This window comes from Truepera radiovictrix DSM 17093 (assembly GCF_000092425.1).
In the GTDB taxonomy this organism is placed as follows: Bacteria; Deinococcota; Deinococci; order Deinococcales; family Trueperaceae; genus Truepera; species Truepera radiovictrix.
In genome coordinates, this window is sequence record NC_014221.1 from 3,195,422 (window position 1) to 3,219,638 (window position 24,217).

At 69.6% G+C, this 24,217-nt stretch carries 23 protein-coding genes; 11 read left to right on the forward strand and 12 right to left on the reverse strand.

The genetic code is table 11. The features are described from left to right. The first annotated feature begins 52 nt into the window (after positions 1–52). On the forward strand, positions 53–1,081 hold the full coding sequence (locus TRAD_RS14580; protein ID WP_013179388.1) for a DHH family phosphoesterase: 1,029 nt from the start codon (positions 53–55) through the stop codon (positions 1,079–1,081). A gap of 11 nt (positions 1,082–1,092) precedes the next feature. On the opposite strand, the gene TRAD_RS14585 is transcribed toward TRAD_RS14580, so the two are convergent. Together TRAD_RS14585 and TRAD_RS14590 are read right to left on the reverse strand one after the other, a co-directional pair. Next, entirely contained in the window at positions 1,093–2,232 is a 1,140-nt protein-coding gene (locus tag TRAD_RS14585) for a sensor histidine kinase (RefSeq protein ID WP_013179389.1), read from the reverse strand. After that, on the reverse strand, positions 2,229–3,128 hold the full coding sequence (locus TRAD_RS14590) for a beta/alpha barrel domain-containing protein (RefSeq protein WP_013179390.1): 900 nt from the start codon (positions 3,126–3,128) through the stop codon (positions 2,229–2,231). The genes TRAD_RS14585 and TRAD_RS14590 overlap by 4 nt, the downstream gene beginning before the upstream one ends. A 147-nt stretch (positions 3,129–3,275) precedes the next feature. On the opposite strand from TRAD_RS14590, the gene recN reads away from it, so the two are divergent. Then, positions 3,276–4,934: a DNA repair protein RecN gene (gene recN, locus TRAD_RS14595; RefSeq protein WP_013179391.1), complete on the forward strand. Its 1,659-nt coding sequence runs from the start codon at positions 3,276–3,278 to the stop codon at positions 4,932–4,934. A 30-nt stretch (positions 4,935–4,964) separates the two neighbouring features. On the opposite strand, the gene TRAD_RS14600 is transcribed toward recN, so the two are convergent. The 3 genes from TRAD_RS14600 to TRAD_RS14610 all read right to left on the reverse strand — a co-directional run bounded on the left by TRAD_RS14600 (position 4,965) and on the right by TRAD_RS14610 (position 8,006). Further along, positions 4,965–6,185: a cysteine desulfurase-like protein gene (locus tag TRAD_RS14600; protein ID WP_013179392.1), complete on the reverse strand. Its 1,221-nt coding sequence runs from the start codon at positions 6,183–6,185 to the stop codon at positions 4,965–4,967. A gap of 61 nt (positions 6,186–6,246) precedes the next feature. Beyond that, positions 6,247–6,645, reverse strand: coding sequence for a hypothetical protein (locus TRAD_RS14605; protein WP_148221274.1), 399 nt, complete (start codon positions 6,643–6,645; stop codon positions 6,247–6,249). A gap of 548 nt (positions 6,646–7,193) precedes the next feature. Beyond that, positions 7,194–8,006 (reverse strand): aldo/keto reductase, encoded by an 813-nt coding sequence (locus TRAD_RS14610; RefSeq protein ID WP_013179393.1) that lies wholly within the window; start codon positions 8,004–8,006, stop codon positions 7,194–7,196. 98 nt (positions 8,007–8,104) lie between these two features. Between TRAD_RS14610 and ppgK the strand changes: the two genes are divergently transcribed. From ppgK to TRAD_RS14625, 3 genes are read left to right on the forward strand one after another with little or no spacing between them, the layout of a single operon-like run. Then, entirely contained in the window at positions 8,105–8,866 is a 762-nt protein-coding gene (ppgK, locus tag TRAD_RS14615) for a polyphosphate--glucose phosphotransferase (RefSeq protein WP_013179394.1), read from the forward strand. Positions 8,867–8,891: 25 nt separating this feature from the next. Continuing rightward, a complete protein-coding gene (locus tag TRAD_RS14620) occupies positions 8,892–9,284 on the forward strand; it encodes a 2Fe-2S iron-sulfur cluster-binding protein (protein WP_013179395.1) in 393 nt (130 codons plus the stop codon). Further along, the gene (locus tag TRAD_RS14625; protein WP_013179396.1) at positions 9,281–9,679 is read left to right on the forward strand and encodes a hypothetical protein; all 399 of its coding nucleotides are present in this window, start codon (positions 9,281–9,283) and stop codon (positions 9,677–9,679) included. The genes TRAD_RS14620 and TRAD_RS14625 overlap by 4 nt, the downstream gene beginning before the upstream one ends. A gap of 142 nt (positions 9,680–9,821) precedes the next feature. On the opposite strand, the gene TRAD_RS14630 is transcribed toward TRAD_RS14625, so the two are convergent. Both TRAD_RS14630 and TRAD_RS14635 read right to left on the reverse strand, forming a co-directional pair. Continuing rightward, positions 9,822–10,706, reverse strand: coding sequence for a bacteriorhodopsin (locus TRAD_RS14630; RefSeq protein ID WP_013179397.1), 885 nt, complete (start codon positions 10,704–10,706; stop codon positions 9,822–9,824). 271 nt (positions 10,707–10,977) lie between these two features. Next, positions 10,978–12,306, reverse strand: a complete 1,329-nt coding sequence (locus tag TRAD_RS14635; RefSeq protein WP_013179398.1) for a glycerate kinase type-2 family protein — start codon at positions 12,304–12,306, stop codon at positions 10,978–10,980. Between the two features lie 116 nt (positions 12,307–12,422). Here TRAD_RS14635 and TRAD_RS14640 point away from each other — a divergent pair, with 116 nt between their 5' ends. From TRAD_RS14640 to TRAD_RS14660, 5 genes are all read left to right on the forward strand, one after another. Then, positions 12,423–12,770, forward strand: a complete 348-nt coding sequence (locus tag TRAD_RS14640; protein ID WP_013179399.1) for a hypothetical protein — start codon at positions 12,423–12,425, stop codon at positions 12,768–12,770. A 2-nt stretch (positions 12,771–12,772) separates the two neighbouring features. Then, a complete protein-coding gene (locus TRAD_RS14645; RefSeq protein WP_013179400.1) occupies positions 12,773–13,582 on the forward strand; it encodes an NAD-dependent epimerase/dehydratase family protein in 810 nt (269 codons plus the stop codon). A gap of 33 nt (positions 13,583–13,615) precedes the next feature. After that, positions 13,616–13,999: a hypothetical protein gene (locus tag TRAD_RS14650; RefSeq protein ID WP_013179401.1), complete on the forward strand. Its 384-nt coding sequence runs from the start codon at positions 13,616–13,618 to the stop codon at positions 13,997–13,999. A gap of 295 nt (positions 14,000–14,294) precedes the next feature. Then, a complete protein-coding gene (locus TRAD_RS14655; RefSeq protein ID WP_013179402.1) occupies positions 14,295–16,223 on the forward strand; it encodes an AMP-dependent synthetase/ligase in 1,929 nt (642 codons plus the stop codon). Positions 16,224–16,287: 64 nt separating this feature from the next. Beyond that, the gene (locus TRAD_RS14660; RefSeq protein ID WP_013179403.1) at positions 16,288–17,640 is read left to right on the forward strand and encodes an acyl-CoA dehydrogenase family protein; all 1,353 of its coding nucleotides are present in this window, start codon (positions 16,288–16,290) and stop codon (positions 17,638–17,640) included. Positions 17,641–17,736: 96 nt separating this feature from the next. Here TRAD_RS14660 and TRAD_RS14665 read toward each other — a convergent pair whose 3' ends face one another. Together TRAD_RS14665 and miaA are read right to left on the reverse strand one after the other, a co-directional pair. After that, positions 17,737–19,356 (reverse strand): tyrosine-protein kinase domain-containing protein, encoded by a 1,620-nt coding sequence (locus tag TRAD_RS14665; protein WP_013179404.1) that lies wholly within the window; start codon positions 19,354–19,356, stop codon positions 17,737–17,739. Between the two features lie 377 nt (positions 19,357–19,733). Beyond that, positions 19,734–20,651, reverse strand: a complete 918-nt coding sequence (miaA, locus tag TRAD_RS14670; protein WP_049773153.1) for a tRNA (adenosine(37)-N6)-dimethylallyltransferase MiaA — start codon at positions 20,649–20,651, stop codon at positions 19,734–19,736. 193 nt (positions 20,652–20,844) lie between these two features. Here miaA and TRAD_RS14675 point away from each other — a divergent pair, with 193 nt between their 5' ends. After that, entirely contained in the window at positions 20,845–21,225 is a 381-nt protein-coding gene (locus TRAD_RS14675; protein WP_013179406.1) for an Hsp20/alpha crystallin family protein, read from the forward strand. A gap of 34 nt (positions 21,226–21,259) precedes the next feature. Here the strand turns inward: TRAD_RS14675 and TRAD_RS16185 are convergent, their stop codons facing one another. Genes TRAD_RS16185 through TRAD_RS15525 form a run of 3 tightly spaced genes read right to left on the reverse strand, consistent with a single transcriptional unit; the run spans position 21,260 to position 23,867 of the window. After that, the gene (locus TRAD_RS16185; RefSeq protein ID WP_013179407.1) at positions 21,260–22,159 is read right to left on the reverse strand and encodes a hypothetical protein; all 900 of its coding nucleotides are present in this window, start codon (positions 22,157–22,159) and stop codon (positions 21,260–21,262) included. 5 nt (positions 22,160–22,164) lie between these two features. Further along, complete coding sequence (locus tag TRAD_RS14685; RefSeq protein WP_013179408.1) at positions 22,165–23,247, reverse strand: LptA/OstA family protein; 1,083 nt, start codon at positions 23,245–23,247, stop codon at positions 22,165–22,167. A 53-nt stretch (positions 23,248–23,300) separates the two neighbouring features. Next, a complete protein-coding gene (locus TRAD_RS15525; RefSeq protein WP_013179409.1) occupies positions 23,301–23,867 on the reverse strand; it encodes a hypothetical protein in 567 nt (188 codons plus the stop codon). Between the last annotated feature and the right edge of the window lie 350 nt (positions 23,868–24,217).

The following is a 24,217-nucleotide window of genomic DNA, read 5'->3' on the forward strand; positions in this document are numbered from 1 at the left end:
GTGTGGAACGCTACCCTCAACAGACTCAAGGGGGCGCTCGGTATAGTGCCCCATGACCTCGGATCACGCCGAACACCCCGACAAGCCAGCACAGCTCGCCCAGAAGCTACGAGACTGGGCGGGTCCCATCGTCCTCGCTTCACACGAGAGCCCCGACGGCGACGCCTTCGGCAGCGCGCTCGCGCTCAAAAGGGCGCTCGACCGGCTCGGCAAACGCACCACCTTGCCGCTCACTCCCCCTCGCTACCTCGCCTTCCTGGCCGAAGCGGGCGAGCTCTCAGCGCCTCTAACGCACCTTGAACCAAACACGTTGGTCATCGTGCTCGACGTCGAGGTGAGCCGCCGCTTGGTGGGGGTGCCGGTTACGGACGAGCGCGTCGAGGGGGCCGCGCTCACGGTGGTGATCGACCACCACGGCACCAACAACGGCGCTGGCGACCTGCTCTGGGTCGAACCGGGCCGCGCGGCCACCGCCCACATGGTCAAAGACCTGATCAGCGCCCTCGGCGTCCCCTGGGACGCGGCGCTCGCCACCCCCTGTTTGACGGGTATCCTCACCGACACCGGCGGCTTCCGCTTCGGCAACACGACGCCAGAGGTGCTGCGCGCGGCGGGGGAGCTGATCGCGTGCGGCGTCGCCTATAGCGACCTGACCGACCGTCTGGCGTGGCGTCACCCCGACTTTTTCCGGATGCTCGGCAAGGTGATGGGGACCGTTGAGTTCCCCCTGGGCGGCCTCGTCGCCTACGCCGAGTTGACCGAGGCGATGCGCCAAGAGATCGGCCCGACCGACGACGACTCGAGCGACTACGTGGGGCAGATCCGCTACGCCGAGGGCACCGTCGTGGCGCTTTTTCTGCGCGAGGAGCGCCAAGACGGAACCCCGCAGACCAAGGTTTCGGTGCGCTCGCGCGCGGGGGTCTCGGCGCAGGCCATCTGCGTCGCGCTCGGCGGTGGTGGGCACGTCGCGGCGGCGGGGGCGACGGTCGCCGCCGACCTCGCGACCACCAAAGCGCGCGCCCTCGAGGCGACCCGGGCGGAGCTCGCGCGCTGCGGTTACGACGTCCCGCCGACGGCGTAGCGGCCCGAACGCTAGCTAGGTCCCAGCGCGCGCGGCGTGGCACCTAGGGGAGCGTGCGGCGCCCGCGGCAGGGCGACGTAGAAGGTGCTGCCGCGCCCGAGCTCGCTCGCGACCCAGATGCGCCCGCCGTGCAGCTCGACGATGCGCCGCGCGAGCGCGAGCCCGAGCCCCGCCCCGCGGTGCTGCCGAGCGCTCGAGGCGTCAACCAGAAAAAACGGCGAGAACACCCCCTCGTGGTGCTCCGGGGCGATGCCGATGCCGTCGTCGCGCACCATCAGCACGACCTCGCTCTCGCGCAGCTCGGCGCTCACCCAAACCCGGCCGCCGAGCGGGGTGAACTTCACCGCGTTCGATAGCAGCGCCCCGAGCACCTGCGCGAGCCGCGCGGGGTCGCCGTAGAGCGCCGCCTCTGGCGGCGGTTGCAGCGTCACCGAGAGCCCCTTGGCGCGGGCTTCGGCGCCGACGCCCGCCACACCCGCCCGCAAAAGCTCGGCGACGGCCACGGGGCGGCGCTGCAGCGCCACGTCCCCGGCCTCTAGGCGCGAGAGGTCTAAAAGGTCGTCGATAAGCCGCATGAGCTGCAACCCAGAGGTGTAGATCGTCTCGGCGTAGGCGCGCTGTTTGTCGTTCAGGGGGCCTATGATCTCGTCGCCCAAGACCTGGGCGTAGCCGATAACCGAGGTGAGCGGGGTGCGCAGCTCGTGCGACAAGATCCCCAAAAACTCGCGCTGCACGCGGTTGGCCCGCTCGAGGTCGCTGTTTTTGCGCTCGAGCGTCGCTTGGTAGCGCCGCAGCGCGCTCTGGGCGCTCGTCGCCAGACTGACCCCGCGCACCGCGACGAGCTCGACGGGGCGGCCCTGAAACCGCCAGGGACGCCAGAGCAGTTCGACCGGCAGCTCTTTGCCCCCCCACAGGGTCAGCGTCCCCTCGAGGGGTTGCGGCGCGCGCCGCAGCGCCTCTAACACCCCCCCTTCAGCCGGGGGCTCCACGCGCACCAGCGACCCGAGCGCGCGCCCCCACAGCTCGTGCGGCGCGCACCCCACAAGCGCCCCTAGGGCCCCGTTGGCCGCGACGACGCGCCCCCCTTCGAGGGCGGCCAGGGCGTCGAAACTCACCTCGAGCGCCGCCGCTAGCGCCCCCTGCCAGGTCACGCCGCGCCCCCCCGCTCGGGGGGCCGCGGTAGGTCGTAGCGCTCGCGCAGGGCGCGCGCCGCCGCCGCCAGGTCTCCCAGCGGCGCCCCGGCGGGCGTCACCGAGAAACCGCGCTCGAGCAAAAAGGGCAAGACCGCTTCGGTCGGTAGGTTGCCCGTGCGCGCGTCCGCCGCGAACGGGCACCCGCCGAGCCCCCCCAAGGCCCCCTCGAACCAACGCACCCCGCGCGCCAGCGCGAGCGCGACCGTCGCCTGCCAGCCCCCCGGGGGGGCGTGCAGGTGCAGCCCGAGCTCGCTCGCCGCCGCCCCCTCCCGAGCGGCCGCCTCAAGCACCGCCTCGAGGCGCTCCGGCGTAGCGGTCCCGACCGTGTCGGCGAGCACCACGCGCGTCACCCCGTGCTGGCGCACCCGCGCGAGCGCGCGCGCCGTGTCCTCAGGGCGCCACGGCTCCCCGTAGGGGTTGCCGAAACCCATCGACAGGTAGACCGTGAACCCTAGCCCCGCCGCGCGCGCGGCCGCCTGCAGGCGCGCCAAGAGCGCCCACGCCTCCGCGAGCGTCTGACGGGCGTTGCGCCGCTGAAAGGTTTCGCTCACCGAGAGCGGAAAGCCGACGTGCGTCGCGCGCGTCGTCGCGGCCCGCTCGACCCCGCGCTCGTTGAGCACCACGCAGCTGAGCTCGACCCCCTCGGGCACCGTGAGCGCAGCGAGGAGCGCCTCGGTGTCGGCGGTTTGCGGCACCGCCCGCGGCGAGACGAACGACCCGAGGTCGAGGCGCGTAAACCCCGCCTCGAGGAGCGAACGCACGTACCCCACCTTGACCTCCGTGGGGATCACGGTAGCGAACCCCTGCCACGCGTCGCGGGGGCACTCGACGTAGACGCACGCGGTACCGGGCATGCTGGGGGCAGTATAAACCGCCCCCCAGGGGCGCGCTAGGGCAGGTGCGGGCCGCGCGCGCAAGTGTTAGCTTTTTGGCACTTTGGGAGCCGCGGGCTCGGGGGGCGGGGTACGTTTGGGCGGTCTGAGCGGCGCTATACTGGGCGGGTGCTGGTCGCCCTCGAGCTGCGAGACTTCGCGATTATCGACGCTTTGCGCCTCGAGTTCGCCCCCGGCCTCAACGTCCTCACCGGCGAGACGGGGGCGGGCAAATCCATCCTGGTCGACGCCCTAGCGCTCCTTATCGGCGGCCGCGCCGACGCCAAAGCCGTGCGCACGGGGGCGCAGAGCGCGCTCGTCCAGGGGTTTTTCGCCCCGCATCCAAACCCTAGCGAGGAGGCGCTTTCGAGCGTCGCGCGGCGCGTGCAGGCCTCGGGCCGGAGCACCGCGCGGCTCGACGGCGAGGTCGTGACCGTCGGCGAGCTCGCCCAGGTCGGCGCGCAGCGCCTCGCCATCCACGGTCAGCACGCTTCGCAGACGCTTCTAGAGAGCGCCGAGCAGCGGCGGCTTCTGGACAACCTGCTGAGCCCCGAGGCGCAGGCGCAGCGGGCGCGCTACGGCGCGCGCTACGCGCGCTTGACCGAGGTCGAACGCGAGCTCGCCGCGCTCGAGGCGGCTTCGCGCGAACGGGCGCGGCGGCTCGACATCCTGGCGTTTCAGGTCGAGGAGATCGACCGCGCCAAGCTCCAAGTCGACGAGGAGGGGGCGCTGCGCGCGGCGCTCGAGAGCCTGCGCCACGCCGAGCGCATCCAGAGCGCGCTCGGCGTGGCCTTGGGCGCGCTTAGCGAGGGGGAGCCGAACGCGCTCGGGCTGCTCGGGGGGGCGCTGCGCGAGCTAGAGACGGCGGGGCGCTACCACGCCACCCCCGCGGCGCTCGCCGGAGAGCTGCGCGACGCGGTCGCCAGCGTGCAGGCGATCGCCGCCGAGGTCGCCGGCTTCGTCGACGACTTCGAGGGGAGCGCCGAGCGCTTAGAGGAGCTCGAGGCGCGGCTGCAGCTCCTTGAGACCCTCAAACGCAAGTACGGCGACACGCTCGCTGCGGTGCTCAGCTACCGCGACGAGGCGGCGCGCGAACTCGCGGCGTTAGGGCGCGCCGAAGAGAGCGCGCTCGAGCTGCAAACGGAGCGGGACGCCCTGAGGGGGGAGCTTGAAGGTCTCGCCGCCGCGCTCACCAGCGCGCGCCGGGCCGCCGCCGCCGCGCTCTCCGAAGCGGTGACCCGCGAGCTGCGCCCCTTGGGGATGGGCAACGCCCAGTTTCGCGTGCACCTCGAACCGCTCCCGGCGCTCGCCGCGCACGGCAGGGACAAGGTCACGTTTTTGCTGCGCGCCAACCTGGGCGAAGAGGCTGCCCCCCTCGCGGCGGTCGCCTCGGGGGGGGAGCTCTCGCGGGTCATGCTGTCGCTCAACGTCGTCACCGGTACGGAGCTCCCCACGCTCGTCTTCGACGAGGTCGACGCGGGGTTAGGCGGCCAGACCGCGCGCACCGTGGGCGCGCTTTTAAAACGGCTCGCCGCGCAGCACCAGGTCCTGGTCGTGACGCACCTGCCGCAGGTCGCCGCCTTCGCCGACGCGCACTTTCGGGTCGAGAAGCGCGAACGCGGGGGGCGCACCGTCACCCGCGTGGAGCGCCTTACGGGCCGCGAACGCGAGGCCGAGCTCGCGCGGATGCTCTCCGGCGCGGCCACCAAGACGGCGCTCGCGCACGCCCGGGAGCTGCTCGAGAGCGTCGCCGGTGAGAGCCCCTCGGCCGGCGCGGTAGGGAGCTAGCGCCCTCACACCCAGCGCCCCTGCTAGGGGCTACGCCAACGCCCCCAGCGCCTCGAGCGCCGCGTCGACCTCCTCAAAGCTGGTGTAGTGCAGCGCGCTGAGCCGCACCGCGCCGCCGCGCGCCGCGAGGCCAAGGTGTTTCATCACCAGCTCATGGGCGTAGAAGTGGCCCCAAGCAGCGCCGACGCCGCGCGCGGCGAGGTGCCCCGCGACCTCTTTGGGGGCGCGCCCAGGTAGGTTAAACGCGACCGTCGCCGTGCGACCCGACGTGCCCAAGAGCCCGTAGCGTTCGGCGCCGAGCCGCTCTAGACCCGCAAGCAGCCGCGTTGTCAGCGCCCGCTCGTGCGCCGCGAAGCGCGCAAACACGGCGGCCCACGCCCCGCGCCCCGACCCCGCGACGCCCAGCTGCGCGGCGACCTCGTCGAGGTAACGGAAGACCCCGCCGAAGGCGACGATCGCCTCGTGGCTCTGCGTCCCCGGCTCCCAGGCGATGGGCTCTGATGCCGGCAAAAAGGCGAGGCGCGGGGCTGGCAGCGCCCCTAACGCCGCGTCGCTCAGGTAGAGCACCCCGAGGTGGGGCCCGAAGACCTTGTAGGGGCTAAAGACGAGCATATCGGCGCCCCACGCGCGCACGTCCGGTAGGGCGTGCGGGGCGTAGTGTACGGCGTCGACCATGAGTCGCGCCCCGACCGCGTGCACCCGCTCGGCGATCGCCGGGAGGTCGGTGAGCGTGCCGAGCGCGTTGCTCGCCGCCGTGACGGCGACCAGCTTGGTCTTGGAACCGAGGAGCCCCTCCAGGTCACCCAGCTCGAGCCGCACCTGCGGTCCCACGGGCACCCACGTTTTCAGCACCGCGCCGCGCGCCGCGAGGCGCCGCCACGGGTCGATGTTGGCGTGGTGGTCTAAACCCGTGACGATCACCTCGTCCCCCGGCGCGAGGGTTTCACCGACGCTCTGCGCGAGCAGCGCGACGAGCGTCGTGGCGTTCGGGCCGAAGATAACGTTGTGCGGCGCCCCCCCGAGAAACTCGGCGACGCGGGCGCGCACTCCCTCCTTGGCCGCCGTGACCCGCCTCGAGGCGGCGTAGGCGCCCCCTTTGTTGACCTGCATGGTGCTCATCGCGTGGTGCAGCGCACCCAACACCGCCCGCGGCACCTGCGCGCCGGCGGCGTTGTCGAGCCACACCTCGCCGCTACTCAGCGCGGGAAACTGCGCGCGGATCCACTCGAGCGGGTAGGCCGCACCGGTCACGAGCGACCCCCAAACAGATAGCGCGTTTCAAAGAGTCGTGCAGCCACCGCGCACCTCCCCCTTAGCGCTCGGGCAGGCGAGCGCCGACAACCTCCCTAGCGGCCGGCCGGACGGAGACCCGGGCACGGCCCTCAGCCGACACCGCGAGCGTCCTCGGCACCACCTGCAGGCTCAACCGAGCGGTGTAGAAAAGCCAACCGACGATGCCAAAGAGCTTGGCGCTGTCCTCGAAAAAGAGCTCGAGACCGGCGCGCAGCGAGGCGACGCGTGACAGCCCACCGATGTCGATAAAGATGGAGAGCGTGAAAAAGGCGAGCGCCGCGACGAGCGGCAGAAAATCGCTCTGCAGGATGAACAGCCGAAACCGCCACAGAAGTAGCGCGGTCAAAAGCCCATACAGGAGGAAGGTGACCTCTTCGGGGATGCCGAACAGGCGCAGAAACACCTCCTCGTGAAACATAAAGAGGTCGTCCAGCGCGAGCGCGGCCGTAAGCCAACCCAGGGACCAGAAGAAAGCGCGCGCCTCACGCGCCCTTTCACTATGAGCAGGAGCGCTCGGCTTAAAAAACAGACGACCGCGGCGCTCCACCAGAGCAGCACGCCGACGTTCGAGATCGCGCCGCGGTAAAACGGAACGCCAGCAAGAGCGTTCGGGTCGCGAAAGAGCTCGCCCACGCGCACCCACCGCGCGCCGACGGCGAGAGCGATCAGGACGAGGAACAACGCGAGCGGCAGGTAAGCTCGCAAAAGGGGATCGACCACCGACCACTGCGCCCGTAGGCGCGCGCGCGCCAGCGCGAGAAGCCCCCTCAACCGCTTCCACTCATCGCGCCAACGCGGCGCGCGCAGCGCTCGCCCCCTCCGCCGCGCGTACGTGGGCGTTTCCCGTTGCCCTCACCGCTACATCCGAGGGGGGACGCTCGGACGGCAACCTGTGTCATACAACCATCATGCCATTGTCAGGGAGGGGATGCAAGGATGACCTCGTGCCCACACACCGCCCTACGGCTACCTCTCCCAATCCCGCCCGTCGCCGGGGTCGACCAGGCGCTCACCCCGGTCGAGCGCCGCGACGCGCGCCATCTCCTCTTCGGAGAGCGCGAAGTCGAAGATGTCGAGGTTGCGCTCGCGGTTCTCCGCCGATGCGGCTTTGGGGATCGCCGCGACGCGTTGCTGCACGAGCCAGCGCAGCGCGACCTGACCGGGGGTCTTGCCGTGCGCCTCGCCGATCTCTCGGAGCGTGGGATCTTTTGACACCTTGCCGCGCGCCACCGGGCTGTAGGCGGTGAGCAGGTAGTCGAGCTCCCGCGCCTGCGCGAGGAGCCGCGCCTGTGACAGGTACGGGTGGTACTCGACCTGATTGGCGAACACGTCGGCGTAGCGGCGCGCCTCTAGCACCTGCGACGGGGTGAAGTTGCTGACCCCCACATGCCGCACGGCACCCCCGTCTTGCAGCTCGCGCAGCGCCCCCAAGGTCTCCTCGACGGGCACCTCCGAGCTCGGCCAGTGCAGCAGCAGCAGGTCGACGTAGTCGGTGCGGAGCTTGCGCAGGCTCTCCCGCACGCTCTTAGCCGCTCTGAGCCGCGAGAAGTTCGCTGGTTTGACCTTGGTCACCAAAAAGACCGCGTCCCGCGGCACGCCGCTCCGCGCCAACGCCAACCCGACCTGCTCCTCGTTGTCGTAGCCTTGCGCCGTGTCCAGGTGCCGGTAGCCGAGGGCGAGGGCGTGCTCGACAGCTTCGGTGCAGGCGTCTCCGCGAAGCTCCCAGGTGCCCAAACCAAGCGCTGGAACCCGGGTGCCGCGCCGTTCAAGGTGCTCCATCGTACCTCCAGAGGCCTACGCTACACCGGTAAGCTGAGCAGCACGTCGGCGTAGCGCCCACTTGGGCGCGGGGTGCGCGGCAGGTAACGCAGGTCATAATGGGGGCCGTGAAGCACGTTTTAGGTATCGACATCGGCGGTTCGGGGATTAAAGGTGCGCTCGTCGACATCGAAGCGGGGGGGCTCGCGACCGAGCGCTACCGCCTCGAGACCCCCCAGCCCGCGACGCCGGAAGCCGTCGCCGAGACGGTCGGGAAGATCGTCGCGCACTTTGCCTACAGCGGGCCCATCGGCTGCACCTTCCCCGCCATCGTCCGGCACGGGGTGACGCTCTCGGCGGCCAACGTCGACAAGAGCTGGATCGGCACGGACGCCGACGCGCTCTTTTCCCGCGTCACGGGGCTCGAGGTCCACCTGCTGAATGACGCGGACGCCGCGGGCGAAGCCGAGATGCGTTTCGGGGCGGGCAGGGGGAGAAGCGGCACGGTCATCATGCTCACCTTCGGCACGGGCATCGGGAGCGCGGTGTTTCTAGACGGTAAGCTGCTGCCCAACACCGAGTTCGGGCACCTCTACCTCGAGGGGGGGCAGGAGGCCGAAGCGTGGGCGTCGGACCGCGCGCGCAAACTGGCGGACCTCAGCTGGAAAAAGTGGGCCGCCCGGGTACAGACCTACCTTAAGCACCTCGAGTTCCTCTTCTCCCCCGACCTCTTTATCGTCGGCGGCGGCGTCAGCAAAAAGAGCGACAAGTTCCTCCCCTTGCTCGAGCTCGGCACCGAGGTCGTAGCGGCGGAGCTGCGCAACGAAGCGGGAATTGTGGGCGCGGCCCTAGCGGTCGCTCGCGGGGCTCGTGAAGGGTGAAAGGGGTGGGCTATTGGAGGATGACATGCCGACTGTGACCGTAAACGGCGCTCAAGGAGAGTTCCCCGACGACACGCGCTTGGTGCTCGCCATCGAGGCGCTGGGCGTCCCCATCGGGCACCGCTGCGGCGGCAAAGCGCGCTGCACGACCTGCCGCGTGCGCTTTACGCGGGGCGAACCCGAGACGATGACGCGCGCCGAGTTCGTTAAGCTGGGGCTCGACCAGGGCGTCAAACCCGACTACCGCCTATCGTGCCAGATCCTCTGCACGCACGACATGGAGGTCGAAGCGCTTATGACCCTAGACAACCAGAGCTGGAGCGACACCGGTCCCGCTCCGAACCCCCACGTCGAACCCGAGGCGCAGTGGTACACGCCCGACGAGCTTCGGCTCGAGCTTCAAGGAGGGGCGCAGTGACGACCCAAACGCCCATGCTACCCACCTTGGCCGTGATCATCGGCCTTCTACTTATCATCGCCGGGTTTCTCAGCTACCTGCTCGCCGGCGCCACGAGCCTCACCGCCCTCATCCCCGCCTTTCTGGGGGGGCTGTTAGCGCTCTGCGGCTACATCGGGCAGCGCCACGAGGGCGCGCGCCGACACGCCATGCACGCGGCGGCGGTCGTTGCGCTGCTCGGGTTTTTGGGCACCTTTAGCGGCGTGGTGTCCTTTTTCGTCCTCTTGGGCGGCGGCTTCGTGCTGCGCCCTTTCGCCGTCACCATGCAGGCGCTGACCGCCGTGTTGTGCGCCATTTTCTTGCTCCTCGCCGTGCGCTCGTTTGTCCAGGCGCGCCGCTGGCGGTCGCGGGAGTAACGTACGCCGCTGTGAGAGCGCCGACGCGGGCGCTCTCGCAGCGTGACGGTTCACCACCCTCACCCCAACCCTCGGTCGGACGCTTTAGACCACGTTAGACCACGCCAGCCGCGCGACCTGACCGCACCCGACCGAGAACCCGCTACGCCGTCTGCACCTCCCAGTCGTAACCTTCGGCCTTGCTCATGCGCGTCGCCGCGGCGGCGAGCAGGACGCCGTAGATCACCTTGGAGGTGACGTCGGCGACGGTGTAGGTTAGGTGCCGGGCCACGACGGCTGACTCGCTGAGCGCCGGCTCGAGCGAAAAGCTGTATAAGTAGGGCATCAAGTAGGCGCCCGGATAGAGCATCCAGGAGATGAGAAAAAGGGGCCAGATCGCGCCCAACATCCCCTTGGCCGAGTCCGGCGCGTTCTCGACCCCCTCTTTAATCACGCGCCGCATCACGATCAGGATGTGGATGAAAAAGACGGTCGAAATGCTGCCCCAGAGGAAGAAAAGACCCGGCCGGGTGACCTCGTAGAACTGACCGACGTAACCGGTAATGATCATCGCGACGCCCGAAAACCAGAACTGGTTGCGCACCGACGCAAACGAACTGCGGCTCAAGGTGACGACGAAGAGGATCTGAAAGAGCAGCATCGGCACGTCGATCAGCCAGTTGAGGTAGCGGTAACCGTTGTTAAAGAGGTCGCCGGCGGTGACGATACCCTCGACCCCCTCGGGGGCGAGCCTGTAGCGCGCCGTTGCGGGGTCGAACTGCAGGGCGCTGGTCCAGTTGAGCTGCTGGATCAGGAGCAGCAGAAAGGCCGAGACCATGACCACGACCGAGAGGATCGACGACATCCGGTAGCGCGGCCTAACCTGCCGGATCGTCAGGATAAAGTAGATGAGCGCCGCTAACATGATGGCGTAACCGACCGTCAGCACATGCGCCGACATCTGATAGGCCATCTCGGTGTAGCCCGATTCCAAACCTACGTAGTTCTCGAACGTGGCGTTACCCAAGCGGTGTGGAGACGGCTGCATAGAGACCTCCTACAGCGGGGGCAGAGGCACCGCGGTACCCAAAGCGCGCACAAGAACGGCCGTTCGTTAGATAACCCTACACCAAAAACGAACAAAACATAGCGTTTTATGTCTCAAATGCTCAACAAACGTTCTTTTTGTGACACGTATGACATTGGTGCGTAAGGCGCAGAGGTCTCACAACACCGGCGGTCGCGGCTTTGTCACCGGCGGTCTCGTCGGCGTCAACCTGCAGCCAGCGCGTCCACACTGCCAGCCCGAGTGCTGCGCCTCACCCAAAGCGCTCCCGCCAAGCGCCCCGGGCGTCATCGACCAGCACCATCCGCACGTCGTTGACGTTCGTCAGCGTCGGGCCGGTTTTGACGAGCCCGCCGGCGCGCTCGAAAAAGGTGTAGGCGTCGTTCGCTCCCAGGTAGCGCCGCGCGGCGAGCGGCCCAAGCGTGCCCAGCGTCGCCGGCGTCACCAGCGCGCCCGCCGCATCCTCGGTGCCGTCGACCCCGTCGGTGTCGGCGGCGAGCGCGTAGACGTCCGGCAGGCCACCGAGGGAGAGCGCCAGCGAGAGGGCGAACTCGAGGTTGCGCCCCCCGCGCCCGGGCCCCCGCACCGTGACCGAGGTCTCGCCGCCCGAAAGGAGCACCGCGGGCGGGCGCACGGGCTGCCCGTAGCGCTTGATCTGCCGCGCCACGGCGGCGTGCACCTTGGCGACCTCTCTCGCCTCGCCGGTCACCGCATCACCGAGGATCAGCGGCGTAACGCCGCGCGCCGCAAACCACGCCGCGGCCGCCTCCAACATCCCTTGCGCGCTCCCGACGAGGCGGTTTTCGACCCGCGCGAAGAGGGGGTCGCCCGGTTTGGGCGTCTCGGGCACCTCGCCGCGGGCGCCCCGCTCCAGGTGGGCGCGCGCGGCGGGGGCGTCGATCTCGTAGCGCGTCAAGACCTCGAGCGCCTCCCCAAACGTCGTCGGGTCGGGGACCGTCGGCCCCGACGCCACCGCCGCGAGATCGTCGCCGGGGACGTCCGAGAGGATGAGCGACACGACCCGCGCCGGGGAGGCGGCGCGGGCGAGGCCGCCCCCCTTGACCCGCGAGAGGTGCTTGCGCACGGCGTTCATCTCGCCGATCTCCGCTCCCGAGCGCAAGAGCGCGCGGGTGAGCGCCGCTTTCTCGGCGAGGGTCACGCCCTCTGGGGCGCAGAGGAGCGCCGACCCGCCCCCCGAGAGGAGGCAGAGCAGCAGGTCGTCTTCACGCAAGGACGCAGCGAGCGCCAGGATCCTCGAGCTCGCCTCGACCCCCGCTGCGTCCGGCACGGGGTGCGCCGCCTCGACGACCTCGAGCCGCTCGGGCCGCCGCGCCGGGTCCAGGTGGCCGTAGCGGGTGATCACGAGCCCCGTGACCGCGGCTTCCGGAGAGGCCGCGCGGAGGTGAGCTTCGGTCGCCCACGCCATCGCCGCGGCCGCCTTGCCCGCCCCTACGACGACGAGCCGCCCCTTTGGCGGGGGCGGCAGGTGCGCGCCCAGCACCCGCGCCGGATCGACCGCCTCGAGCGCGTGCGCGAGCGCCCCGCGCAGGAGCTCAGGCGCCGCTCGCGGGCCTACCGCCACGCCCCGGCCCCCTGACCTGCGTGGGCTCGCTGCCTTCTCGCCATGCGCCCACCTTACTACGCGCGCCCCGAACGCGTGCGGCCCGCACCCCACCGGGCGGCCGGTATGATGCCCCTATGAGCCGAACCGCCGACATCCGCATCGCCGTCACCCGCAGTGGCGACGGCGACATCGGGCGCATCCGCTGGAGCGCCACCGACGCCCCCGTCTCGGGCCCCCAGGACGCCAAGGCGATGTTTTTGGCCCTCTGGGACGCCGAAGCGCGCACCTCGCTGCGCATCGACCTGTGGACGCATGACATGACGGTCGACGACATGAACGACTTCGTCTTCCAAACGCTCCTCACCTTGGGCGACACCTACCACAACGCTACCAAGGACGTCGAGCTGATGGCTGAAATCAAGACCTTCGCCCGCACCTTTGCGGAAAAAGCGGCGAAAGCCGCCGCCCGCGCGCGCGGCTAGCGATGCGCATCGGCATCCTCGGGTGCGGCTGGGTCGGCGCGGCGCTCGGCAGGGTGCTCGTCGCGCGCGGCCACGCCGTGACGGGGACGGTGACGACCCCGGACGGACTGGCGGCGCTCGAGGCCGCCGGCATCCGCGCGGTGCAGCTTGTGCTCACCCCCGCCCTCGTGGGCGACCCGGCGGACCTCTTCGAGGCCGACGCCCTCGTGCTGACGCTCCCCCCCAAACGCCGCGCCGACGACGTGCGGACGCGCTACCCGGCGCAGATCGCCGAGGCGCTGCGCCACACCCCAGCGACGACCCACGTGCTCTTTACCGGCTCGACCTCGGTCTACGCCGACGGGACGCTCGAGGCGCGGGGGCGCGAGGTCCGCGAGGCGGACGCGGGCGGCGCGGTGAGCGCGAGCGGCGCCGCCCTCCTCGCGGCCGAAGCGCTCCTCCGCGAACGGCGCGCCACCGTGCTGCGCCTCGCCGGGCTCTACGGCTACGACCGGCAACCGGGCCAGCGGCTCGCGGGGCGCGAGGTCACGGGCGGCGACGCGCGGGTCAACCTCGTCCACCGCGACGACGTCGTCGCGGTGATGACGCGCGTGCTCGAGGAGGGGCTCTGGGGGGAGACCCTCAACGTCTGCGCCCCCTTGCACCCCACCCGCCGCGCGCTCTACACCCGCTACGCCGCGCGCAGCGGCCTCCCTCCGCCCCGCTTCGTCCCGCCCCACGCGGTCCCCTTCAAGGTGGTGCGCAGCGACAAGCTGGCGCAGACGCTCGGGTACCGCTTCATCCACCCCGACCCCTCAGCCGACGCACCCTAGCGCGTCCCCCCTCACCCTTCGTGGAGGCCGCCCGTGAAAACCCCGCTCACGTTCGCCCTTTTGAGCGCGCTCGCCGCTTCGGCGGCCGCTACCGCCCCCCAGGACGCCCTGTTCGACCTGAGAGCGGCGCTGGTTCAGAACCTGCGCGTCGTCGAAACGGTCTGCCCCACGGGGCTCGCGCTCGCAGCGCCGCGGTGCTTCGAGCACGGCTACCCCAGCGTGTTCGACTTTAAAGAGGCGCTTGGCGCCCTCGAGCTCGAACCCACCGAGCTCTGGCATACCACCACCCTCGTCGCCGGCGGCGACGCGGGACCCGCCTACAGCGCGTCGTTCCGGACGCCGCGTGACCTGCGCGTCACCTTGACCTTCGTCGAGGGGACGCTGCTGGTGCTCGAGGCCGAGGACGAGACCCCGTAGCTCGGGCCGTCGCCGCGGCCCCGGGCTTCTGCCCCCGCCAGACCGAGACCGGTGTGCGGGGAGAGGTGTAACGCGGGTGGTGTTTTCGTCACCCCCATAGGCCACAGTGATGCGCGCAAGCAGCGTTTATAGTAAAGGAACACCCCAACGTCCGGCGGCAGCGCGTCCGGGCCGACCTGTCGACCCTCCGCCTCGCGGTGAAGGGCGTTCTAGACGCGTCGCCGACCGGACCCTTCGGTCGGACCCGACCGCCACGACGTCCTAAGCCTGCAACGGCAGCTTGCGGAGGAGAACCATGAACGTAGCGCCGATGAACGCGGCGTCGCCCCAGACGGCGCCCCCCACGCCCGTCCACACCGCCTCGCCGCAGGCGGGGCGCGTCCTCTTGGGGCGCACCCTGCCCTCGCTTTTAGACGAGGCGTGCCACAACAACCCGAACCCGCTCGCCTTTAACCAGCCGACCCCGTCGGGGTGGAAGACGCTCTCCACCGAAGCGTTTCGCGCTCGAGCGGAGGCGCTCGCGCTGAGCTTCGCCGACCTGGGCCTCGCCCACGGCGACCGGATGGCGCTCTACACCCATAGCGACCTGTCGTTCTGCCTCCCGGATATGGCGGGGCTCATCATGGGGGTCGTCGGCGTCCCCTTGTACCTCACCCACGGCGACGAGGCGTTTCGCTTTATCCTCGGGCAGACCGAACCCAAGCTGCTCGTCGTCTCCGACGAGGCGCTCTTGGAGAAGATGGCGCCGCACGTGCGCGCCGCCAAGATCCCCCACGTGCTCCTCGGCGACCCCTTCGAGAGCCCCGCGCCCGAAGCGCTGCGGGCGCTCCAGGACCGCCTCGGGGAGGCGCAGCTGCACACCCTCACGGCGCTCGTCGAGCGCGGCGAGGCGCTGCGAGCGGAGAACCCGGGGGCGCTCAAGCGGCTGCGGGAGAGGGTCCAAGCCGACGACCTCGCGACCATCATCTACACCTCGGGGACGACGGGCCGCCCCAAAGGGGTGATGCTCAGCCAGCAGAACATCTCCTCAAACGCGCTCGCCGCCTTTAGCGGGTTGCCGGGGCTCAAGCGCGGGGGCGAGACGGCGCTCTCGTTCCTGCCGCTCACGCACATTTTCGCCCGCACCCTGCACTACGGCCTCACGGCGTGGGGTACGGCGGTCTACTTCAGCGCCCCGGAGACGGTGCGCGACCACCTCAAAGAGGTGCAGCCGACGATCCTCGCGACCGTGCCGCGCGTGCTCGAAAAAGTCTACGAGGGCATCTTAAAAGCGGGGGGCGAACTGACCGGGGTGAAAAAGTCGCTGTTCGACTGGTCGGTGTCGCTCGCCCGCCGCTACGACCCCGAAAAGGGGACCTCGACGTTCTACAGCACCCAACGGCTCGCCGCCGACAAACTCGTCTACGACAAGTGGCGCGAGGCGCTCGGCAGCCGCCTGCGGCTGGTGATCGTCGGCGGCGCGGCGCTGCGGCCTGAGCTGGTGCGCGTCTTCGGCGCCGCCGGTATTCACGTGCTGCAGGGCTACGGGCTGACCGAGACGAGCCCGATCATCTCGTACAACCGGCCGCACGCCAACCGGCCCGGCACCGTCGGTCAGCTTCTCGCCGGGGTCGAGGTCAAAATCAGCCCTCAGGGCGAGATCCTTACCCGCGGCCCGCACGTCATGAAGGGCTACTTCAACGCCCCCGAGGAGACCGCCAAGGTGCTCGACGCCGACGGCTGGCTGCACACCGGCGACCTGGGCGAGATGTCGGACGACGGGTTTCTCACGATCACCGGGAGGCTCAAAAACCTCTTCAAGCTCTCGACCGGCAAGTTCGTCATGCCACAACCCCTCGAGGGGCGGCTCGAGGAGAGCCCCTTGGTCGAGCACGCGCTCGTCGTCGGCGAGGGCGAAAAGTACACCGCCGCGCTCCTCTTCCTGGCCCCCGACACCGACCCCGGCGCTACCCAAGAGGCGCTCCGCGAGCTCGTGCGCGCGGCCAACCGCGACCTGCCGGCGTGGTCGCAGATTAAACGCGCGGCCTTGGTGCGGGGCACGTTGAGCGTCGACAACGGCCTGCTCACCCCGACGCTCAAAGTCAGGCGCCCGCAGGTGCTCGCCAAGTACGAAGGCGTGCTCGAGGCGCTCTTCGGCCGCGCCCCCCACGCTGAAGGCCCAGCGTCGGAGGACTTTAGTATCCTAGAGGTGTCGGAGGCGCCCGCCAAAGGGGCGACGGCGTAGCCTCCCAAAACCGCCTACCACCCGTTACCAGCACCGGAAATCCGGTAGAAAGCAAGGACGCATGATGGCACTTAAAGACATGGGGAAAGTGATGGCGCTCGCCAGCAAGATCGATATGGCCAAGGTCGCCAAACTGTCGGAGAAAGTCGACCTCAACGAGCTGCTCGGGTTGGTGTCCAACATGGACGAAAAGACCCTCAAGCAGATGATGAAGCTCGCCGCGCCCAAAACGCCCAAAGCGCCGCCCGAGATTAACGGCGACTTCTACGATATCGGCGCGCTCCTCACGCCGCGGCAGCGCGAGATCCAGCTGCGGGTACGCGCGTTTATGGAGCGCGAGGTCGAACCCATCATCAACGACTACTGGCAACGCGACGAGTTTCCAAAGGAGCTCATCGGCAAGTTTCGCGAGCTCGACCTGATCAAGGAGATCTTCGACGACGAGGGCAACCGCACCCCCGACGCCGCCGTTTTAGAGGGCATTACGGGGATGGAGATGGCCCGCGTCGACGTCTCGACCACCACCTTTTTCGGGGTGCACGCGGGGCTCGCCATGTGCTCGATTTTGGTCGGCGGCTCCGAGGCGCAGCGGCGCGAGTGGCTCCCCCGGATGCGCCGCTTCGAGGTCATCGGGGCGTTCGGCCTCACCGAACCGGAGGTCGGTTCGGCCATCTCGCAGGGGATGACCACGACCTGCCGCCGCGAGGGCGACACCTGGGTGTTAAACGGCGAAAAGTACTGGATCGGCAACGCGACCTTTAGCGACATCACCATCGTTTGGGCGCGCGACGAGGCCGACAACCAGGTCAAGGGGTTTATCGTCCGCCGCGACAACCCCGGCTTTAGCGTCCGCAAGATCGCGAACAAGATCGCCCTGCGCGCGGTTGAAAACGGTCACATCACGCTTCAAAACTGCCGCGTTCCGGAGAGCGACCGGCTGCAAAACGCCACCTCGTTTCGCACCACCGCCGACGTCTTGCGCATGACCCGCGCCGGCGTCGCTTGGCAGGGGGTCGGCTGCGCCATGGGCGCGTATGAAAAGTCGCTCGCCTATGCCCAGAAGCGCCTGCAGTTCGGCCGCCCCATCGCCAACTTCCAGCTCGTGCAGAACCTCTTGGTGCAGATGCTCGGCAACGTCACCGCGATGCAGACGATGTGCTTCCGGCTCGCGCAGCTCCAGGACGCGGGCGTGATGACCGACGAGCAGGCGTCTTTGGCGAAGGTGTTTACCGCCAAGCGCTGCCGCGAGACGGTGGCCTTGGCGCGCGAGCTGCACGGCGGTAAGGGGATCCTCTTGGACCACCACGTGGCGCGCTACTTCGCCGACACCGAGGCCATCTACTCGTACGAGGGCACGAACGAGATCAACACGCTCGTCGTCGGGCGCGCGATCACCGGAACCGGGGCGTTCGTCTAAACCGCAAGGCGGCGCCGCAATAGCGAAGCAGGCGCTAGCGTGAAAGCGCTGCGCCTGCTCGCTTTTGCTGTTGTACCTGCTGCTCTCGCCCTGGCGCTACGACGGCCTCGAGCGCGCCTTGACCGGCTGGGCCGCGGTGGGTGGCGGGAGCGGTGCGACCACGAGCGGGTCGTCTTGCAGCTCCCCTTCGTAGGCGTAGCGGTAGCTCGCTGCGCGCGCGCGGGCACCGGTACCGCGCGGGACAAAGGTCGCGGCGATCCCGAAGATGCGCACGCCGCTACGCTGTAGCAGCTCGACCGCGTCGGTAAGCGCCTGCGGGTCGGTCTCCTGCAGGCTCGCGACCAGGACCGTTCCGGTGCATAGGGGCGCGATGGTGAGCGTGTCCGCGACGTCCAACAGGGGCGCCGAGTCGATGACGATGACGTCGTAGTCCTGCTGCCAGCTCTCCAAGCAGCTCGGGAACCCCAGGCTGAGGAGCTCCGTGGGCGACGGCGCGGCGCGGAAGGTCGGGATGATGTCGAGCGTCTGAGCGAGGTTGACCCCGACGTGCGCGGCCTCGTAGCTCCCGTGGGGGTTCTCGAGGTGGGTGCGCAGCGGCATGTGGCGTTTGTCGTCTAAGTTGTACTCGCGGGCGATCACCGGTTTGCGCAGGTCGGCGTCGACTAGAAGCGTGCGGTAGTTTGCGCGGGTAAAGGACTCGGCGAGGCTGATCGCGACGCTCGACTTGCCCTCGCCGTGGTGCGGGCTGGTTACCAAGATCACCTTGGGGTGCACCTTGGGGGTCGCCAAGAGCAGGTTGGTCCGCAGGTACCCCGACGCCTCGCGCGGCAGCCGGCGCGTCTTTTTGGGCGACTTGGCGAACTCGGCGAGGATCGGCAAACCGCTGACCGCCTCGAGGTCCTCGACGCTGCGCAGCCGCGTGTCGAGCAGGTTGCGTAGCAGCAGGATGCCGTAGCCGAGGACGAAGCCCAAAAAGCCGGCGATCACGGCGTCTAGCGGCGGGCGCGGCGACACGGGGCGCAGGGGCGGAACCGCCGCTTGGATCACGCTGAGGCGGCTTGTGGCGGTGCCGATATTCGCCTCCGCCTCGTCGCGGTTGGCGAGCTGGTTGTTAAGGCGGTTTTGCAGACGCCCGATCTGGTCGGGGGGCGCACCCTCGGCCTGCAGGCGCGCGATCTCGGCTTGGGTGTTGGCGATGCTGCGGTCGAGCTGCGCGATGCTCTGGGCGAGGGCGTTTTCGGCGCGCAGCAGGTCCCACTCGATGAGCGAGCGGGCGAGCGCGTTGGCGAGCGCCGCCGAGCCCTCGGCGCTGCCCTCTTCGACTTGCAAGATGAGCTGGCTCGAGTCGCGCGCCGCCGCGCTCTCGCGTGGTAGCGCGGCGGTGCGGTTACGCACCCCCTGCACCTGCTGCGGCGTGACGGTTTCGGCCCCTAGCGCGACGAGCGCCTCCTCGATCACCTCGCTGCTCTCGGCGGCGGTCGCGTACGCGCTCGCGTCAAGGGGTGGGGCGACGATCACAGGGGCGCTAAAGGCGCCCAGGTTGAGGTCGCCGCGCGTAATCAGCAGCGTCGTCTCGGCGCGGTAGAGGGGCTCCCGGAGGCCGCTCAGGACGTAGGCGAGCCCAGCCCCCAAAGCGGCGAGCAGCAGCGCGAGCAGAAACCCGCGCCGCAAAAAGCGGAAGACGTCACCTAAGCTGACACTAATCTCTTGTTGCATCCTCGTCCCATTCCACCTGATCATCAGGCTCTAGCGACCGCACCGACGTGTACCAAGGCGTTCTGGCCACGTTCGCTATCATCCCCGCGTCATCCCCGCCTCGGCGCGCCCCGCTCTCCTGTGGACGCGACGCTTGGGTTCCCGAGCACCCACAGACGCCTCTAGGCTAATGGCTGCCGCCCCGCTAGGGGCATGGCGCACTCTAACAGATTCGTACCGGGTCACTCTGCGCAGATTTCACATACGCCCGCCTTGACGCGCGCCTCGGGTGCACCCAGCTCCTTGGAAGCGCCTGCGGCCTCGAGGCCGCAGGCGCGGCTGGTACTTTTGTTTACCACGCGAGGATGAGAGCGCGCGTAACGCCCGACGCAGGGGCGTTACGCGTCCTTACGCAGCCACGCCGACAGCTCCTCGAGCAGCGCCCCCCCCTCGTCACCCCCGACCTCCCGAAGGTGCGCCCTTGGCTCCTTGCGAAACCACGTCCGCTGGCGCTTGGCGTAGCGCAAGGTGGCGCTAAGCACCGCCTGCCGCGCCTCCGCTAACGACGCGCGGCCCTCTAGGTGGGCGCGCACCTCCTTGTAGCCGATCGCCTGCAGCGCGGTCGTCGCCCCGGGATAGCGCGCCAAGAGCCGCGCAACCTCCGCGACAAGCCCCGCGCGAAACATCGCCTCGGTGCGGCGCTCGATCGCGCGCGCGAGCGCCGCCGGCTCCGGCAGCAAGACCCATTTGCGGTACGTAAAGCGTGGCGGGGAGGGCGGAAAATCGGCGGGGGAGCGGCCGGTGCGGTGCCAGACCTCGAGCGCGCGCACGACGCGGCGCGGGTTGCGCTGCGCCCGCAGCGCGTCACGCGGGCTGCGCGCCGCGAGTTCGCGCTCGAGCTCGGCGAGCCCTTCGCGCGCCAAGCGCTCCCAGAGGGGGTGCTGCACCGCCGGGTCGGCCGGGGGAACGGTCGGCAACCCCTCGGAGAGCGCTCGGATGTAAAACCCCGTCCCGCCGACGACGAGCGGTAGCGCGCCGCGCGCCAACACCTCGGTGATCGCCGCCTCCGCCAACGTGACAAAGGTCGCGACGTCGAAGGGTTCGTCCGGTGCGACGACGTCGATGAGGTGGTGCGGCACCCTCCGGCGCTCTTCCGGCGAGGGTTTGGCCGTCCCGATGTCCATCCCCCGGTACACCATCATGGCATCGGCGGAGATGATCTCGAGCGGCTGGCGCTCGGCGAGGCGCAGCGCGAGCGCGCTTTTGCCCGACGCCGTCGGACCGGCGAGCACGGGGATAGACGGGGGCCGCTGCACCCTCGTACGATACCAAGCCCCGCAGAACGCCCCACCGCTCGGCGAACGCCACCCGGCACAGCCGAGCTGGGCGCGCTAGGTGCTGGACGCGAGGGTGCTAGACGGAGGGTGCTAGACGTCGGTGCGCTCGGGTGTAGCGCGTTTGTGACTGGGGGCGTTGTCAAGCCCGAGCCGCTGCTATAGACTTCGCGCTATGGAGTTGGACAAACGCGGGGGTACCGAGAGCGACCTGCAGCGGCTTTTTATCTTGCGTGAGCGCGTCAGCGAGCTCGCCGAGGGGCTCGAACCCGGCAGCCTCGAGCCGAGCGTCGACCTCATCGACACCGGCGACACCTACCGGCTCATCTTCGACTTGCCCGGCGTCTCCCAGGATGACCTCGAGATCGCCTTGCGCGGTCGCCAGCTGACCATCGCGGGCCTGCGCGAGAGCGGCGGCGAGCAGAACTTTCTCATGCGCGAGCGTCCGCGCGGGCACTTCCAGCGCTCGGTCGAGCTGCCCTCAGACGTCCTTTACGAGGAGAGCAACGCGCAGCTGCGCGAAGGCCTGCTGATCTTACACCTGCCCAAAGCCTGACCCCGCCCCTTTTAGCGTCCCCAAACCCTCAGCGCTACTCCCCCGCCTCGCCGGCCCCCTCCGCAGCGGGCGCCACTGCGCCGGCTCCCCCCACGCCGTCTTCGAGCGTCAGCGTCGCCCGGACGCTGCCGCGCACCACGACATCGTTGCTTTCAAGGTCGTACACCAAGACCTCGCCGGAGACCTCGCCCTCGGCGTCGCGGCTGCGCGCGGGCGAGCCGCGCAGCACGGCCACGCCCGCCTGTTCGTCGAGCTCGAGCTCGTCCGCTTCGCTGACGCGCCCCTCCGCTTCGACGCGCACGCCGCCGCGGAGCGTCTGCAGCTCGTCGTCGACGTTAAAGAGCAGGGCGTTCGAGGAGGCTTGCAGCGCCGGCGCCTCCCCCGCCGCGCGGCGCTCGAGCGCGATAGGCCCTCGCATCTCACCGATGCCCGACGCGTTGTCGTAGCGCAGCGCCCCCCCCTGCACCGTGGTGCGGCCCTCGCGCAGCGTCACCCGGTCCTCGGGGTTGCGCACCAGGTTGTCGGGGCAGAGGGTCTCGGGGTTGAGCTCTAAAGAGCCGCCGAAAAAGTCGAGGACCGCCTCGTCTTGCGCGTCCCCGCCTTCGGTGGTGCGCTCAGAGCGCGGCTGCTCGCGCAAGACGACGCGCGAGCTGATGCGCAGCTCGCCGACTGTCGTCTCGATCAGCTTGGGTTCGGGGGCGTAGTAGAAGGAGAGGTCGAAGCCGTCGCGGCAGTTACCGCCGCGCGGGATGGCGATCCCCCCCTCCGCGTCCGTCGCGGTCTGCTGCACCACGATGGTGCGGTCGCCGCGGCGCAGCTCGAACGAGGGCAGGTTGGCGTCAAGCGGCGCTGCCCCCCCCGGTGCGGCGCTCACGAGGGCGCCCGACAGGGCGAGGCCAACGGCGGCGGGGGCGAAGCGCCTGGGGGGACGCATGCGCCTCAGCCCGCACCCCCCGCACCTTCGGCGTCGCCTTCCACTTCGGAAGAGAGGTCAAAGGCGCTGACATCAAAGCTCGGCTCCGTACCGCTCAGCTGCCGCACCGCGTTGATGTCGGTGCGCTGCTCGAGCCGCCCCCCCGTGACGCGCGACCCGAAGGCCTCGTCGACCGAGACCGCCGGGTTGCCGATCACCTCGGCGCGGGAGGCCGCGTCGTCGTAAAAGACCAAGTCGCCCGTGGTGGTGGTGTCGCCGTCGACGATGGTGACGTTGCCGACGCCCAAGAGCGTGTCCTCGGCCGTCAGCACCCGCACCTCGTCGGCGGTGATAGTTAAAAAGGTGCCGTCGTCGTTTTCGCGCTGCACCGTCACCTGGCCCCCCGCGCTCGCGAGCACCGCGAGGTCGCGCCCCTCCTCGAAGATGAGCTCCTCCGCCTCGGCCCCCTGGTTGCCGCTCGTCAGGGTGACGTTGCCGCGGCTCACGCTGGTGTCGGTGTCGACGTCGAAGGTCACCTCGTCGGTAAAGATGACGACCTCGTCGTCCTCTTCGGTCTCGGGGGTGACGATGATCTCCGTACGCTCGGGCATCACGCCGCGACCCGTGGCCTCACTGTAGTGCAGCGCCTCCCCCGTCGCCGTCAGCCGCCCCCGCTCGACCCGCACGCCGCCGTCAAAGCTCGCTTCGCGCTGCCCCTCGGCTTCGCCGATGAGCACCCCTTCGGGCGCGCGCAGCTCGCCGCGCTGGGTGTAGATCGTCAGGTTAGACACCTGGGCGACGATGCCGTCTGGCTCCGGGTGCTCGTAGAGGTAGGGGCCGTAGCGCAAGTCCGGGCTGCTCCGCGTACCGCCGTCGTAGGTGATGGTGATAAGGCGCCCCGCCGCTGGGGTTTCGGCGTCCGTGGGGGCGCTCGTAAGCGGCGCGCCGCCCGTCTGAGCCCCCCCTACCGGCGCCCCACCCGTCTGCGCCCCACCCGTCTCGGCGCCCCCCGTGGGTTGGGCGTACGTCAGCGTCCACACCACCCCCCCAGCGATGAAGAGGAGACCGAAGGGTCGAGGGCGAAAGAGGCTGCGGTTGGCGTGGGGCATACGGGGCTCCTTTAGGGTGGCGTCAGGTTGGTCGACGGCTCTTTACGAGCGCGTCACTCGCCGCGGCTCGGCGCCTGGCGGTCGCGAAAGGCGTCACGGTTCTGGGTTCCCTCACCGCCGGAGGTGAACTCGGTGAGGTCGAAGTTCATCCCGGCGTTGGCCGACACGCTCTCGATGTCGCGGCCGGAGATGCTCAAAAGGGGCGCCTCGAAGCGGCCGCGCGCCTGGTCGATAAGCACCGGCACGCCGTTTTGCCCGCGCATGTCGAGCGTCCACTCGGCGTCGAGGATAAAGACCACGACGTGATCGCTGAGGAGGTTGTCCTGCACGTCGATGACGACCCGGTCGGCCTCGAGCGTAAAGTCGGTCTCGTCACCAAGACGCCGCTCGGCGTCTCGGATCGTGTGGAGCGTGGTCTCGCCGATGTCGGGCTCGTATTCGACCCGCTCGGCGCTAAAGTGCCAGACCGCCTCGGGGTCAGCTTGCGGGTAGAGCGTCAGGCGCGCGTTGGTAAGGGCGACCGTACCCGCCGGAACCGTGCGCTCGCGCTGCGGCAACAACGAGAGGACGACGAGCCCTACGACCGTTACCGACAGGGCGAGGAGCGCAAGCCGAAACACGCCCCCAATCTATCAGCCCGGGGGGGTGAGAAGCGTGATGCACGCGTAAAGGGGCGCCAAGACCCCCACACGCACGCCGGCGCGCTAAGACGGGGCCCAAGGGGTAAGGCCCGGGCGCGTCGGCTCCTAAAAGACTGCTTAAAGGCGCGCTTTATGCTATACTTGACACTTGGCGCGGCGTGAAACCGGGTCGCGCACGGGTGACCAGAGGGAGGTTGCAGCCTTTTTCGCGTACCGTTTTGCCTCAGCCCTTGCCCAACGCCACCCTGGCAACTTCTGCACTCACGCCGCAGGGCCAGCTCGAATGTAACACGACGTCATGGTGCATAGCTACCCACGCTAAAACCGCA